Origin of the sequence: Catellatospora chokoriensis (assembly GCF_011297315.1) — a bacterium.
Lineage (GTDB): Bacteria > Actinomycetota > Actinomycetes > Mycobacteriales > Micromonosporaceae > Catellatospora > Catellatospora citrea.
This window is the reverse complement of record NZ_JAAOTI010000005.1, coordinates 133,142-147,546: the sequence shown is the minus strand read 5'-3', so window position 1 is coordinate 147,546 and position 14,405 is coordinate 133,142. Positions and strand designations below refer to the sequence as shown.

At 70.3% G+C, this 14,405-nt stretch carries 10 protein-coding genes; 2 read left to right on the top strand and 8 right to left on the bottom strand.

Annotated features, from left to right (window positions below; translation table 11 throughout):
* Nucleotides 1-155: 155 nt before the first annotated feature.
* From HAV39_RS09875 to HAV39_RS09865, 3 genes are all read right to left on the bottom strand, one after another.
* Nucleotides 156-1,619, bottom strand: coding sequence for a hypothetical protein (locus HAV39_RS09875; protein ID WP_120315190.1), 1,464 nt, complete (start codon nt 1,617-1,619; stop codon nt 156-158).
* 176 nt (nt 1,620-1,795) lie between these two features.
* Nucleotides 1,796-2,542: a TIR domain-containing protein gene (locus HAV39_RS09870; protein WP_191838857.1), complete on the bottom strand. Its 747-nt coding sequence runs from the start codon at nt 2,540-2,542 to the stop codon at nt 1,796-1,798.
* The gene (locus HAV39_RS09865; RefSeq protein WP_120315191.1) at nt 2,539-3,744 is read right to left on the bottom strand and encodes a helix-turn-helix domain-containing protein; all 1,206 of its coding nucleotides are present in this window, start codon (nt 3,742-3,744) and stop codon (nt 2,539-2,541) included. Before HAV39_RS09865 ends, HAV39_RS09870 begins: the two co-directional genes overlap by 4 nt.
* 209 nt (nt 3,745-3,953) lie before the next feature.
* Here HAV39_RS09865 and HAV39_RS09860 point away from each other — a divergent pair, with 209 nt between their 5' ends.
* On the top strand, nt 3,954-4,160 hold the full coding sequence (locus HAV39_RS09860) for a hypothetical protein (protein WP_191838856.1): 207 nt from the start codon (nt 3,954-3,956) through the stop codon (nt 4,158-4,160).
* Nucleotides 4,161-4,454: 294 nt separating this feature from the next.
* The gene (locus HAV39_RS09855) at nt 4,455-5,627 is read left to right on the top strand and encodes a serine hydrolase domain-containing protein (RefSeq protein WP_203736361.1); all 1,173 of its coding nucleotides are present in this window, start codon (nt 4,455-4,457) and stop codon (nt 5,625-5,627) included.
* Between the two features lie 69 nt (nt 5,628-5,696).
* Here HAV39_RS09855 and HAV39_RS09850 read toward each other — a convergent pair whose 3' ends face one another.
* From HAV39_RS09850 to HAV39_RS09830, 5 genes are all read right to left on the bottom strand, one after another.
* The gene (locus tag HAV39_RS09850; protein WP_239120707.1) at nt 5,697-9,002 is read right to left on the bottom strand and encodes a discoidin domain-containing protein; all 3,306 of its coding nucleotides are present in this window, start codon (nt 9,000-9,002) and stop codon (nt 5,697-5,699) included.
* A gap of 124 nt (nt 9,003-9,126) precedes the next feature.
* Entirely contained in the window at nt 9,127-9,936 is an 810-nt protein-coding gene (locus HAV39_RS09845; RefSeq protein WP_191838854.1) for a carbohydrate ABC transporter permease, read from the bottom strand.
* 11 nt (nt 9,937-9,947) lie between these two features.
* On the bottom strand, nt 9,948-10,907 hold the full coding sequence (locus tag HAV39_RS09840) for a carbohydrate ABC transporter permease (RefSeq protein ID WP_191838853.1): 960 nt from the start codon (nt 10,905-10,907) through the stop codon (nt 9,948-9,950).
* Nucleotides 10,908-10,976: 69 nt separating this feature from the next.
* On the bottom strand, nt 10,977-12,266 hold the full coding sequence (locus HAV39_RS09835; protein WP_203736362.1) for an ABC transporter substrate-binding protein: 1,290 nt from the start codon (nt 12,264-12,266) through the stop codon (nt 10,977-10,979).
* Between the two features lie 67 nt (nt 12,267-12,333).
* On the bottom strand, nt 12,334-14,229 hold the full coding sequence (locus HAV39_RS09830) for a glycoside hydrolase family 127 protein (RefSeq protein WP_239120708.1): 1,896 nt from the start codon (nt 14,227-14,229) through the stop codon (nt 12,334-12,336).
* Between the last annotated feature and the right edge of the window lie 176 nt (nt 14,230-14,405).

The window sequence follows — 14,405 nt, the reverse complement described above, 5'->3', positions numbered from 1 at the left end:
CCGGGACAGGGCGTTCATCCGGCCCCGCACCACCGCGCTGTGGCAGTCGGCTCCGGGCAGGTGACAAGGCCGTTCCAGCCCGGGTCGCGGTGAAACGGCGATGCCGCCCCCGTCGAGACGACAGGGGCGGCGTCGCTCCACGACGGCCTTGGCCGCTACTGGTACGAGACGAACACCGGGGACGGCTCGATGGCGATGGTCTGCTTCGGTGAGAACGTCGGCTTGTCCTCGTCGTAGAAGTTCTTCCAGCCCCACCAGACCTGGTTCGGCGCCTCGGCGCGGACGTTGTCCCAGGTCGCCATCTTCTCGCTCGCCGAGCCGAAGCCGTCGGCGTGGATGACCACGGCCAGCTCGTCGAAGTTCGTGTCGATACTCTGCCGGCTGGTGATCATGTCGGTCCGGAACTGGTGCAGCATCAGGATCTTCTGCGGCAGGTGGCGGCTGCGGGTGAGCTCCGCGAGCCAGGCCGCCGTCTTGTTGATCTCACTGGAGCCGACCGAGCCGATCTGCACCATGTGGCGCTGGCCGGGCGAAAGCCGCCATTCCGGGTCGAGCGCGAGCCCGACGTGCGGCTGCACGAGCAGTTCCTCGTACCGCTTGGCCTGGGTGAGGAAGTCGGTGCGGCCGGGCTGCAGGTCGAGCAGGACGTAGATGCCCGCGGCGCCGGCGGCGTCGACCCAGGGGCGCAGATGGTCGACCGTCGACTCGTTGGAGAAGTCGCCGTCGGGTCCCGGGTCGCTGGACGCCACCGTGGTGATGATCTCGAAGGCGGGCACGACTAGGCCCTTGTCGATCTCGGCGTACTGGCCGGCGACCTTGCGGGCGCGCTTGACCGCGGCTTCGACGCCCTGCTCGCCGAGCGAGCCGAGACCGGAGTCGCCCGGGTGGCCGTAGAGGGCGATCAGGCGGCGGTTGGGGTACACCACCTGGCGGCCGCCGGGCAGCAGCGTGCCGGTGGCGGCGGTGGCGATCCGGTTGCGGAGCCGTTCGGCGGGGCCGAAGGCGCTGCCGAGGGCCATCACGTGCGCGGCCGGACGTCCGGTGAGCGCTTTGATCACCTCGTCGTCGGCGCGCGGGTCGGGGTCCTTGAGCACGAGCACCTGGGCGCGGCTCGCCTTGGCGGTGGCGGTGGCCGCGGCGGCGTCCGCCCGGTCGAGGGTCAGCACGACCAGCTGGTCGAGCGGGGCCACGGAGCCCAGCCGCGGCAGCCCGGAGCCCTGGAACGGCTTGACCGCCTGGCCTTCGGTCGCGTGGTCCTTGGCCCAGCCGGTGGCCGCGTCGCCGATCGGGATCAGGGTCTTGGGCGCGAGGCGGCCCAGCTCCTCGCGCACCGCGGCCGCCGTGCCGTCCGCCGCGGCGGTGAGCAGGACGGGCACGCCGAGTTCGACAGCGGCGGAGTCGGCGCGGGCCATGCTCGGCGCGTCCTGCTCCCCGACGAGGATGACCGCCGGCGCATGGCTGAACAGGGAGCGGCTGGCCTGGACCGCGAGCTCCGCGCCGGTGGCGCCGGCCACGACTGTGGTCAGCTCGGCCGGCATGACCGTGCGGGACGCCGCCTTGGCGTCGGCGTTGAAGGCCGCGGTGCAGCCGCCGGCCAGCAGGACGCCGGCGAGCAGCATGGGACGAAGCCGAGATACGTGCATGGTGCGCCTCACAGAGAACAGCAACCGCCAAAGTGGGACATTATGCCCAAACGGTAACGGCCTGAACACTCCCTGTCCGGCGGATACGGCATTTCGGCGCGAACAAGTCGACGAGTCGCGATGCGCAGCCCCGGCCAGGGGCCGCGACCGGGTCAGGCAGCCGTCACCTGAACCACGGCGGTGGCCGGACCGCTGGAGCCGTCCAGGCACATCACCCGTCGCAGCTCGACAACACCGGCCCGATCCGCGACCGTCGCGTCCACCACCCACGAGACCGCGCCGGAACCCGAGGTCCAGCGCACCCGCGCCCGGCGCAGCTCCTCGCCACGCGCCGACAGGGCACTCCACCAGGTCTGGAACGCCGAGGTGCGCCACACGAGCAGCGGCACGTCCCGGGTGCCCGCCTCCCGCCACGACCCGCACCCCACGAGATCGAGCGTGGCCGACACCGTCTCCGGCAGGGTGTCCGCCACCGGCGCCTCGTGCAGGTCGGCGAAGTGCCGCAGGTAGCGGACGCTCTGCGCGTGCGGCGGCATGCCCAGCACCACCCGGCCGCTGCCCTCGTACCGGCCGAACTCGACGTTGGTGGTCAGGCCGGGGGTGCCGGGCAGCTCGCGGGGCACCCAGAACAGGATCGCGTCGACGACCGACATCCACCGGTCCTCCCACAGCTGGTGCACGTAACCCACCGGGGGACGGTGGCGGTCGCGCGGCTCCGGCACGAACACCGCCAGCGAGCCGTCGACGGACCAGCATCGCGCGATCAGTCGCAACGCCTCGGGCCGCCACGACGGCGTGTCGGGATCGCGCGGCATGGGGCCCGCCACGAAGACCGACGCGTGCCAGCCGGCGGGCGGTTCCTCGCCCGCGTACACGACGGTGACCTGCGGCGCCGTCACAGGCCGACGCCGACCCGCTCGCACAGGCCCCGCAGTTCCACCCAGCCGGTGCCGCGGCGTGCCCGCTCCAGCATGCCCCGCGCGGTCTCCTGCACGATCGGCGACATGCGGACCCGCTGCGGCGCGATGCGCTCGGCCATCAGGAACTGGCGGATGGCGGCCTGGTCCTGGCCGGTGTTGGCCAGTGCCCGCGCCACGTCGATGTGGAACCCGGCCTGCCGGGACACGACGGGCACGTCGTTCGGGTTCACGCCGCGGGCGATCTGGACGGCCCGGCCCGGGTCCGCGCCGTCGGCGTCCATGTTGACCTGCCAGAACCTGATGTTCGTCGGGCCGAAGTTCAGCCCCAGCGCGGCGCTCTGCCCGGTCAGCTCGGCCAGGCGCTCCGCCTCGGCGACGGCGCTCGCGGCCCCGCCGACGTCGCCCTGCGCATACCGGGTGAACGCGGCGACCATCAGCAACTGGCCGAGCATCTCCCGCGCGTCCGGCAGGCCGGCGGCCCGCTCCAGGTCCGCGACCGCCCGGTCGGCGATGCGCTGCGCCCGCGGGTACAGGCCGCAGCCGGCGGCGGCGTGCGCCTGCGTCCACGCGGACAGGCCCATGATCACCGGATCGCCGAGCGCCGCCGCGGCCTGCCGGCTCCGGTCGGCGATCATGACCGCACTGGCCGGGTCGCCCAGGTAACGCACCACGAACGACGCCGTCTCCTGCGCCAGGACCAGGCCCCGCAGGGCCGGCGTGCGATCCTGCCCGAACGACGCCGCGTGCAGGCCTTTCAACAACTCCGGCAGCACGGTCGAGGCGCCGGTGTAGTCGCACTTGAAGCGCAGGCTCTGCGCCAGTTCCAGGCGCTGGGTGAGCAGGTCCATCGGCACCGCCTCGGCCAGCGGCGGATCTTCGAGGTCGGCCTCGATCACGGCCTGCATCGTCTGCGCGACGGCGGTGCGGGTGTGCGCGTAGTCCCCCGCCACCAGACCGGCCGCGCCGGTCAGGTCGGACAGCGAGACCTTGAGCGCCTGCGCGATGTCGGCCAGCTGGAACCTGTTGTCGGCGCTGCGCTGCCCTTTCTCGATGCGCCCCCACTGGGTGTGGGAGATCCCCGCCAGTGCCGCCGCGTGCCGCACCGAGTAGCCGCGGATGTCGCGCAGTCGTCTGATCTTGTCGCCGATCGGCTCGGGTGAGGGGCGTTCGGGTGACTTCATCGCGTGTCCTACGAGGTGGGCGAAGGGCGTCGACTCCAGATTAGAGCCCGCGGTGCCAAATGGTGCCACCCACAACGGTGAACCTCAATACGGTGGGAGGCAGGGCCGGTGTACGCGCCCGCGGCGCGCACACCCGGCACCCGGTGCCGTGACGCCATGGCTCGCGCTTCATCCGTCCCGGCACCACGACGGCGAACGGAGGACGGACCATGTCGGCGCTGGACACGTTCGCCGGAGCGATCGCGGGCCTGGCCCTCGGCGTCCTGACCGGCCTGTGGTTGGCACACCGGCGCCGCAAGGCGACCATGCCCGCCGACGACGTGCCGCTCACCTGGTGCGGCAACTGCGGCCAGCCGACGGCCGCGCTGTGCCACGAGCACAAACGCCAGGCCGCGGTACGCCGCCGAGACGGTTGAACTTCCCGCATCAATGCCGTGACCAGGAGAAACGAGCCGACGTCCGGAACTACGATGGGTTGACGTGCCGTCGACGGGTCAGACACGACCGGCGTATCCGGCACGGAGTCCACGACGAGGGCCGTGATGGCGATGTTGAGACGTTCTCGGGCGTGCGCGGCGGTGCTGGTGGTGAGCTGGTCTGTGGCGGCCGTGTCGCCGGGTGTGGCGCACGCGGCCCCTCCGGCCGTCGCGCCGGTCGCACAGGCATGCGCCCCACCCGTCGCGGGGGCCACACCGCCACCGAACGGATCCGTGCTGAAGCAGATCGACCAGGCCTCCCTGCAGGCCGCCGTGGACACCGCCGTCAAGCAGATGCTGGTCCCCGGGGCGGTGGTGCTGGTCTGCACACCGCAGGGCAGCCACGCCGTGCTGTCCGGCACCCTGCAGCGGGGCGCGCAGACGCCGCCCGCCACGGGCACGCACTTCCGGATCGGCTCCAACACCAAGACCATGACCGCGGCGACGGTCCTGCAGCTGGCCCAGGAGGGCAGGCTCAAGCTCAGCGACCCGATCTCCGCGTACGTGCCGGACGTGCCCGACGGCGCGAACATCACCATCGAGCAGCTGCTGAAGATGCGCAGCGGCCTGTACAACTACACGGACGCGCCGGAGCTCTCGGCGACCATGGACGCCGACCCGGCGAAGGCGTGGACGCCGCAGGAGTTGCTGGCCCTCGCGTTCCGGCACCCGCCGAACTCCGCACCGGGCACGGAGTACGACTACAACAACACCAACTACCTCCTGCTCGGCCTGGTCGCGGAGAAGGTCGGCGGTGCGCCGCTGGGCAGGCAGTTCCAGGAGCGGCTGTACGCCCCGCTCGGGCTGGACCAGACTTCGCTGCCCGCACCCGAGGACACCGCCATCCCGGCCCCCGGCTCGCACGGTTACCTCTACGGCGGCTCGGCCCACGCGATGACCGACGAGCCGTACCCGGCGGACATGCAGGCCGCCATGCGGGACGGCACGTCGGCGCCGATCGACTACACCAACCAGAATCCGTCGTACGCAGGCGCCGCAGGCGCAGCGATCTCCACCGCCGAGAACCTCGCCACCTGGATCAAGTCGCTGGCCACCGGCAAGGTCCTCGACGCCGACATGCAGCAGCGGTGGCTGGGGAGCCTCCAAGCCGAGAACCCGGACGCCGGGGCCCTTGGGCAGCAATACGGGTACGGCATCGCTTACCAGCCGATCGCGCCGAACGTGGCGCTGCATTTCCATGGCGGCGAGCTGCCGGGCTTCAACTCGTTCATGGCCCATGACCTGGCCAACGACGTGACGATGGTGATCTGGACGAACCTGACCATCGACCCGGGCGGCCAGAAGACGGCCATCGCATTGGTGCCGACGGTCCTCAACCAGGTGTACGCGGGCCTCAACCTGCCGACCGCGCCCTCCCCGCACCCGGCACCCAGCCCGACCAGGTGAAACGCAGCCCGGATGAGGGGAAGGGCACCTTCTACATCGCATGGCGATGTGAAGGTGCCCTTCCTTTGCTCAGGCGAAGGCCTTGACCTCGAGGAGGCCGAGGGAGGCCGTGCCGGTCGCGGTGAGCGACACCCGGAGTCTGGTGGTGCTGACCGAGGTGAAGTTCACCGTGTTGTACGCGTTCTTCGTCAGCGTGTACGCGCTCGCGCCGGGCACGTCCACGTACGCGCTGCCGTTCCAGTACTGCAGCTTCCAGGTCGAGGGCATGTCGATGCCGCCCTCGTCGTCGAAGAAGTAGACCTGCGCCTGCTTCACCGACTGCGCCGAGGACCACTGCACCTCGGCCCACTGGGTGCCCGTCTCGGGCCAGGTGCCCCAGCGGTTGCCCTGGTTGGTGCCGCCGTAGTTGGAGCTGGTCGGCTCGTCACCGTTGTTGATCGCCGCGCAGCTCTCCCACGAGGACGTGTAGGAGCAGACCGGCGAACCCGACAGGGCCAGGTTGGTCGACACCGGCGGGTCCGGCGGCTGGACGCCGCCACGGTTGAAGATCTTGATCTCGGTGAGACCGGTCTTCGCGCCGGAGGCGTTGGTGGCCAGCACGCGTACCCGCTGCGCGCTGATCGCCGGGAAGGTGACCAGGTTGTAGTTGGCCCGTGGCGCGGCCGGAGACTTGACCTGGCTGGCGACGTTCGTCCAGGTGCTGCCGTTGAGGTACTGGATGTTGTACGACGACGGCGCGCGGTAGGTGGCCGACTGCGGCCGGCTGTCCTTGAAGTACAGCCGCACCTCGTTCAGCGTCCGCGCGGTGCCGAAGTTGACCTCGTACCAGTCCTGCGCGTTCGGCGAGCCGCCCGCGCCCCAGAAGGGCTCGTTGATCGGGAAGCCGTCGACCGCGCCGCCGGTGCCCGCACCGGAGCCGCTGTAGGACGCCGACACGGTCGCGCCGGTGGCCAGGTTGGTGAGGTTGGCGGTCAGGTCGACGCCGGCCTTGGCCATGATGTCGGTGAGCCGCGCCTCGGTCTGCACCACCTGGGTCGGGGCCTGCAGGCCCGACACCGCGGTGTTGAAGGCGACGGTGCCGCTCGTGGTGACCGCGCCGGTCGCCGGGTCCCAGGTGAACGGAACCAGGCTGTTGACCGTGGCGACGCGGTTGCCGTTGATGAAGATGGAGTAGCCCTGCGGGATGCCCGTGTAGCGGACCACGCCGTCGGCCGGGTCGTCCCAGACGATCGACAGGTCGGCGTTGCGGTAGCGCAGGTTGTTGATCGCGAAGTGGGTCCAGCCGATGTTGATCGGCGAGAGCTCCACCTTGTTGTCGTTGCGCGGCCGCAGGCCGGCCACGTCCTCGATCACGGTCCAGTTGCTGGACCCGAGGATGTTGTGGTGGATCCAGGAGCGGTACGTGATCGAGCTGCCGTTCCAGTCGGCCCAGAACTCGTTGGCGTCCGGGTACTGGGTGTTGCCGTTGGGGTACTGCGCCCAGGCGTTCCAGTACAGCAGCTTCTTGTAGTCCTGCGCGTTCATCCACGCGTTCGGGTAGTTGCGCAGCACCGAGGAGTAGAGCCGGAACTGCACCGTGGAGTTGATGGTGGAGAAGTTGTTCGAGCCGGGCTGGCCCTGCGCGGCCGCGGCCGCCTTGTCCACCTGGTTGGCCGTGTAGAACGGGAAGATCGGGTACTGCGCCGGGTTGTCGTACAGGCGCAGCGCCTCACGGTAGGTGGCGGTGTTCGGGATCGCGCCGACCGCGAACGGGTAGTAGTTGTTGATCTCCTTCCAGGGGTTGAAGGTCCCGTCCGGGTACCGGTGCTCGAACAGCTGCCGGCTGGAGTTCCACAGCACGCTGGTGATCGCGTTCTGGATCCGGGTGGCCAGGGTGCGCATCTCGGCGGCCTTGGTGGTGTTGCCGATCGCGTCGTAGGCCTGCGCCGCGGCGAGCGCCCCCGAGTACTGGTAGGCCGACTCGGCCCGGTCCATCCGGCCCGAGCGGTAGTGGAACGACACCGCGTCGGCGTCGTTGCCGGTCAGCGCGCCCCAGTCGTACTCGATGAGCCCGTTGTTGTTGGTGTCGTAGAACGCCAGCTGGCCCTTGACGTCGCCCTCGGCGTACTTGGCGATGTTGCCCGCGATCGCCGGCTGGCCGCCGTAGATCTGGTAGGCCTTCCACGCCGCCTCGGCGATGTACTGGGTGTAGCTGTTGGACCAGTTCTCCGGGTCGCCCGGGTTGTCCAGGAAGCGCCCGCCCTTGGAGACCTGCCCGGTCGACAGCACGTTGCCGTACGCGTAGATCGGGTTGCGCAGGTACTTCAGGTCGTCGATGTGCATCGGCTGGGTCAGCACGATGGCGTTGTTGTAGCCCAGCACACCCTCGGTCGACGTCGGGAACTGGAAGTTCTGCCCGGGGATGTCGGCGTCGAGGTTGTTGAAGCGCATCAGCCACCAGCGGTAGTAGATGTTCTTCTTGATCGCCGGCTCGGCGACGTCGATGTAGGGCAGGTTCTGCGCCCACCACAGGTTGTACGCCCGCACGTGGGTCGCGAACGCCGTGGCGTTGCTGTACCCCGCGTAGGTGTTGTACTCCGTCAGCGACGCCGGGATCTCGTTGGTGACGAAACCCATGACCACCTTGGCGGTCACCGTCGCGCCCGCCGCGATGGTCACCGAGCGGTTGAGGCCGCCGCTGGAGACGGTGAAGCCGTCACCGGTGATGCGCGGATACAGCGTGGTCAGGTTGTTGTAGGCGTTGACCTGGCCGGTCAGCTCGCTGCCGCTGCCGGAGGTGGCGAACGGCGACGTCGCCCGCAGCTGCAGCGTGGTGGAACTGCTGCCGCCGTTGGTGATGGACAGGTTCGTCACCGCGACGTTGTTGTCGGTGATGAACTTCGTCTGGTTGATGGTGATCGAGCCGCTGGTGTGCACGCTCTTCCAGTGGCTGGGCGCCTGCCAGCGGGAGCCCACCTGCTCGGTGAACGTGCCGGGGGTGACCGCGATGGTGTACGCGTTGCTGTTGTTGATGCTCTCCCAGTAGGCGGCCTGCCCGGCGAAGCCGAGCGTGCCCGGGGTGTGCGTCTTCATGTACAGGGCCCGGCCGCGGGTCATCAGCCAGGTGCCGGCCGGGTCGTTGCCGGGGCGGGCCAGCAGCCGGTCCATCCAGAAGTCGGTGCCGCCCGACTCCGCGTCGTAGATGGCCTGCATCATGTTGCCGCTGGTGTAGGCGACCGGCGGGGCGGGGATCGCCGGGCCGCTGAACGTGGGGAAGCCGATGGTCTGTGCCGCCATCGCCGGGTTGTTCGCCTGTACGGCGATCACTCCGGTGGCCAGTACTGCGGACAGGCCGAGTGCCAGGCTTCGGCGCCGGTGGCGCGAAAGCAGTGGCATGGTGTTCACCTCCACATGGGGGACGGTTGTGGGACGCGGTGAGTGTTCGGCGGTGAGAGGTCGGTGACCCGGCCGCGCCCGCCGGGTAGGCGGTGCGGGCGCGGCCGGGGGTCTTCGTCGCTGGTCAGCCCTTCAGCGCGCCGGAGGTGAACCCCCGTACGTAGCTGCGCTGCATGAAGGCGAACAGCAGGAGGCAGGGCACGGCCATGAAGACCACCCCCGCCTCCAGCGCGGCGTAGTCGATGGAGCCGTGGCTGGCGGTGCGCATGTTGACCACGGCGAGGGTGGTCGTGAACCGGTCCGTGGAGTTCAGCAGGATCAGCGGGGCGAAGAACTCGCTCCACGAGGTCAGGAACGCGAACAGGCCGACGGTGACCAGGCCGGGCTTCACCGCGGGCAGCATGATCCGGAGCAGGGTGGACACGCTGTTGCAGCCGTCGACCTGCGCCGACTCTTCGAGCTCGCGGGGCACGGCCTCGAACGAGTTGCGCATCATGAAGATGGAGAACGGCAGCTGGAACATGATCAGCACCAGGCTCAGGCCGATCAGGCTGTCCTGCAGGCCGATCCAGCCGAGCAGGACGTACAGGGCGATGAGGATGGTCGCGTAGGGCACCATCAGGATCGCCAGGGTGAGCAGGAACAGCAGGTCCCGGCCGGGGAAGCGGAACCGGCCGAAGGCATACCCGCCCAGCGTGGCCACCAGCAGCGTGCCCGCCACCGTCAGCGCGCTGACGGTGAGGCTGTTGACCACGTGGTGCACGCGGATGCCGTTGTCCGAGGTGAACAGCCGGTCGTAGTTCTCCAGCCCGAAGCCGGTGCCGGTGCGCAGCGACGCCCAGCCGCTCCACAGCAGGGGCGACAGGAACAGGATCGCCAGCGCCGTGCCGGTGACGTAATAGCTCCACCGGCCCGCAAGGGATGACCTGGTCATGATTGCCTCTCCTAGGAGCGCCGGCGCAGCACGCCGAGCTGGATGACGTTGAAGACGACGAGCACGGCCAGCAGCGCGACCGAGATGGCGGCGGCGGAGCCGAGGTCGAGGCGGATGAACGCCTCCCGGTAGATCACCATCACCAGCGACGTGGTGCTGTTGTCCGGGCCGCCGCGGGTGAGGATCCAGAACTGGTCGAAGGCCAGCAGCGAACCGGTGATCATCATGGTGAGGACCAGCGCGATGGTGGGCCGCATGAGCGGGATGGTGACCCGGCGGAAGGTCTGCCAGCGGCTCGCGCCGTCGATGCGGGCCGCCTCGTACACCTCCAGCGGGATCGCCTGCAGGCCGGTGAGCAGGATCAGCATGTTGAACCCGGCGAAGCGCCACAGCACCAGCACCATCGCCGAGCCGAGCGCGGACTCGGAGCTGCCGCTGGTCCAGGAGACGTAGCCGTCGATCACGCCGAGCTTGCGGAGCAGGTCGCTGATCGGGCCGATCTCGTCGGACAGCAGGCCCAGGAACAGCAGCGAGGCGCTGGCGAAGCCGACGGCCATGGGCAGCAGGAACGCCGTGCGCAGGAAGCCGACCCCGCGCCGGCGCTGCTGCACCAGCAGGGCCAGCCCGAACGCGACCGCGAACAGCAGCACCGTCATCAGCACCGTGTACTTGACCGTGAACCAGACCGCGGAGGCGACCAGCTCGTTGTCGGCGATGCGGGTGTAGTTGCCCGGCATGTTCATCGTCGGCGCGCCGAGCAGCGGCCACTTGTGCAGCGACATCCAGCCGACCAGCACCAGCGGCACCAGGAAGAACAGGCCGACCATGACCGCGGTGGGCGTCGCGTAGAGGGCCCCGAGCGCGGCGCGGCTGCGGGCGGCGCTGCGCCGGAACCGCCGGGGCGGCCGGGGCGCCTCCGGCGCGGGCAGCGGGCGTGCCGGTCCGCTGCGGGACGGCGTGAGCGTGGACATCGCTTCTCCGGGTCGGTGTCGAGGGTGGCCCGGCCGCCCGTGGGGGTGCGGCGGCCGGGCCGGGTCGGGTCAGCCTTGCTGGAGGGACTTGGTGATCGCGGTGTTGCCGTCGGTCAGGGACTTGGCGGCGTCACCGAACAGCGCTCCGCGGACCGTCTGCAGCCAGGGGCTCTGCGGGTCGTTGAAGGAGGCGTTGAAGTTCTTCGCGTACGGCGTCTTGCCCTTGGCGACCAGGCTGTTGATGAGCACGATGCGTGGGTCGGCCGAGGAGTACTTGTTCGACGCCAGGTCGGTGCGGATCGGCACACCCTTGCCCTTGGCGATGACCTCGACCTGGGCCTCCTCGGACATCGTCCAGAGCAGGAAGTCCCAGGCCTGGGCGGCCTTGGTGCTGGTCGCGCCGACGCCGATGGCGTCACCGCCGATGAAGGTGGAGTCGCCGCCGTCGGGCCCGCTGATCGGCGCGACGCCCATCTTCACGCCCTTCTCCTCGATGAGGCCCAGCCACACCGACGGCCCGGGGGCGATGCCGATCTTGCCACTCTGCAGCGCGCCGAGCCAGGTCGGACCAGCCTCGTCCTTGGACGCCGGAGCCGCCACGCCCTCGTCGTACAGCGCCCGGTAGAGCGCGAAGACGTCGGACATCTCCTTGGAGTCGACCTTGGCGTTCTCGCCCTTGGCGTCGAGCACGTCGCCGCCCGCGCCCCAGACCGAGGGCCAGAAGGTGAACTCGACGCAGCCGCCGCAGTTGCCGCCGAAGTAGGTGCCGTTCACGTCGCCGCCCAGCTTGTCGATCTTGCGGGCGTGCTCGGCGAACTCCTTCAGCGACGTCGGGCCCTTCTCCGGGTCCAGGCCGGCCTTGGTGTAGAGGTCCTTGTTGTAGAGCATCACCGACATGTCGACGGTGTGCGGGACGGCGTAGTTCTTGCCCTCCCAGGTGCCGGCGTTGAGGTGCCCGGGCGACACCTTGTCCTTCAGGCCGCTGGCCGCCAGGCGCTCGGTCAGGTCGGTCCACAGTCCCTGCGAGGCGTACTGCGCCGCGAACACCACGTCCGCGCCGAACAGGTCGGGCAGCGCCTTCGCGCCGGCCGCGGAGGCCAGCTTCGCCGGGTACTCCTCGTTCGGGTAGGAGGTGACGGTCACCTTGTTCTTGTGCTTGGCGTTGTACGCCTCGGCGTACGCCTTGGACACCGACTCGGTGGCCGCACGGGTCCACAGCGTCAGCTGCGCGCCGTCGTCGACGCCCGCGGTGCCCGAGGCGCCCGGAGCCTCCGGGTCGTCCCCGCCGCACGCGGCGACAGCGGTCACCAGCAGGGCCGCCGCCGTGACGGCGAGTGCCCGAAGTCCTCTAGATCTCACAATCTCTCCTTCCATCGGTATGTAGATGAGCAGTGGAGCGGAGGTGCGGTGGTGCGTCCGTGATGGATCAGGTGGTGGGCAGCCAGACCCGCATCGTGGAGGGTCCGCTGCGGGCCCAGCGGTGGTACGGGACCAGTGGCACGTCCCGGGTGGTGCGCTGACCGACGGGTCCCGCGTCGGCATAGGGCCACTGCCGTTCGGGCAGCTCCTCGGTCAGCCCGCGGACCGTGACGCCGCCGTCGGCGGCCGGGTCGGTGCCCGCGTCGACCCGCAGGCTGTCCAGGTCGAGCGCGCCGCCGACCGACTCCGCGCACAGCACGACCGGCCCCTGCTCCACCGCCACGCAGCCTCTGACCGCGTCGATGCGCGGGTCGGGGCGGGTGAACCGGGGCCGCATCGGCAGCGCGAGCACGATCCGGTCGCCGACGGCGAAGTCCCGGCGCAGCACCGCCCGGTCTCCCGACACCGGCTGCGGCTGCCCGTTGACGGTGACGGTCGCACCCGCCGCCCACGAGGGCAGCCGCAGCGCTAGCGTCCACGGGCCGGGCTCGGCCGCGGTCACCTCGATGCCGACCGTGCCGTCGTCCGGGTAGCCGGTGCGCATGCGCAGCCCGACCCGCCGCCCGTCGGCCAGCGTTGTGTCGAGGTCTGCGTCGGCGTACTGGTGCACGCGCAACCCGTCGTCGTCGGCCGAGGCCACGTACGTGGACAGGCTGGCCAGCATCCGGGCCGTGTTGGCCAGGCAGCAGGAGACCTCGAACCACGGCGCGCGGGGGCCGCCGCCGAAGCCGAGCTGCTCCACGTCACCGGGCAGCACCGGGGTCAGCGACCGCTGGTGCAGCGTGTGGGCGTAGAAGAAGGACCGCCCGTCGTCGCCGATCGCGGTGGCCACGACGTTGTACAGGATGCGTTCGATGACGTCGGCGTAGCGCTCCTGGCCGGTGGCCAGCATCAGCCGCCACGCCACCATGATCGCCGCGATGCCGGCGCAGGTCTCCGAGTAAGCCCGGTCGGCGGGCAGCACGAAGTCGTCGCTGAACGCCTCGTCGAGATGCCGCGAGCCCATGCCGCCGGTCAGGTAGGTGCGCCGGGCCAGGGTCCGGTCGAACTGCGCCGCGACCGTCTCCAGCAGCTCGTCGTCCCCGGTCTCCACGGCCAGGTCGACGACCCCGGCGGCGAGGTAGAGCGCCCGCACGGCGTGGCCGCGCAGCACCTTCGCCTCGCGCACCGGGATGTCGTCGCTGAAGTAGGCCCAGCCGAACTCGTGCCGCGGCAGGGTGCGCCGGCCGCGCCGGGCCACGAACAGCGCCGCCTGGTCCAGGTAGCGCTGCTCCCCCGTCGCCCGGAACAGCTCGACCAGACCCGGCTCGATCTCCGGGTGCCCGCAGACCGCGTCGCGGCCGGCCGGCCCGAACTCCTCGCACACGTGGTCGGCGACCCGCCGGGCCACGTTGAGCAGCGCGTCGTCGCCGCTGGTACGCGCCCGCGCCACCGACGCCTGCAGCAGGTGCCCGGCGCAGTAGAGCTCGTGCCCCCAGGCCAGGTCGCCGTAGCGGGCGCGCTGGCCGGACCGGCCGAACGCGGTGTGCAGGTAGCCGTCCTCGGCCTGTGCGCTCGCGATCATCGCGGTCAGCTCGGTGATCTCGGCGTCGCGGGCCGGGTCGGCCTGCCGGCCGGTCTCCCACGACATCGCCTCGATCAGCTTGTACACCTCGGAGTCGGAGAACTCGCGACCGCGCCGCTCGGCGCTGCCGTGGCCCACTTCAGCGGTGAAGTTGCCGGTCCAGCCGAGCTTGTCCATCCATTCGCGACCGTGGTCGAGCGTCGCCCGCCCGTTGGTCGCCTGCCGCTGCGCCCAGAAGCCCCCCGTGATCCGAACCTCGCTCAGGCCCAGCGGTCGCAGGACTCCTCGCGACGGCACCACGGGCCGACCTCCGGTGAGGTCGGCGGTTCGCGCCGCCACCGTCATCTCCGCCTCCAACAACTCTCGTGACCGCGGTCACTTCCGCGTTGGAGCAACCATGAATCCCGAAAACCTTTTCGGCAAGATGGTCGTCGTGTTACATCTCGATAACGTGGACGGGGCTATACACAGCAACGCTCGCGTGGTTAAGCTCCGACACGTTGTCGAAAAACGAG

Coding starts and splice junctions, on each gene's coding strand:
- HAV39_RS09875 (WP_120315190.1), bottom strand. CDS start 1,619: ATGCTGCTCGCCGGCGTCCTGCTGGCCGGCGGCTGCACCGCGGCCTTC.
- HAV39_RS09865 (WP_120315191.1), bottom strand. CDS start 3,744: ATGAAGTCACCCGAACGCCCCTCACCCGAGCCGATCGGCGACAAGATC.
- HAV39_RS09860 (WP_191838856.1), top strand. CDS start 3,954: ATGTCGGCGCTGGACACGTTCGCCGGAGCGATCGCGGGCCTGGCCCTC.
- HAV39_RS09850 (WP_239120707.1), bottom strand. CDS start 9,002: ATGCCACTGCTTTCGCGCCACCGGCGCCGAAGCCTGGCACTCGGCCTG.
- HAV39_RS09845 (WP_191838854.1), bottom strand. CDS start 9,936: ATGACCAGGTCATCCCTTGCGGGCCGGTGGAGCTATTACGTCACCGGC.
- HAV39_RS09840 (WP_191838853.1), bottom strand. CDS start 10,907: ATGTCCACGCTCACGCCGTCCCGCAGCGGACCGGCACGCCCGCTGCCC.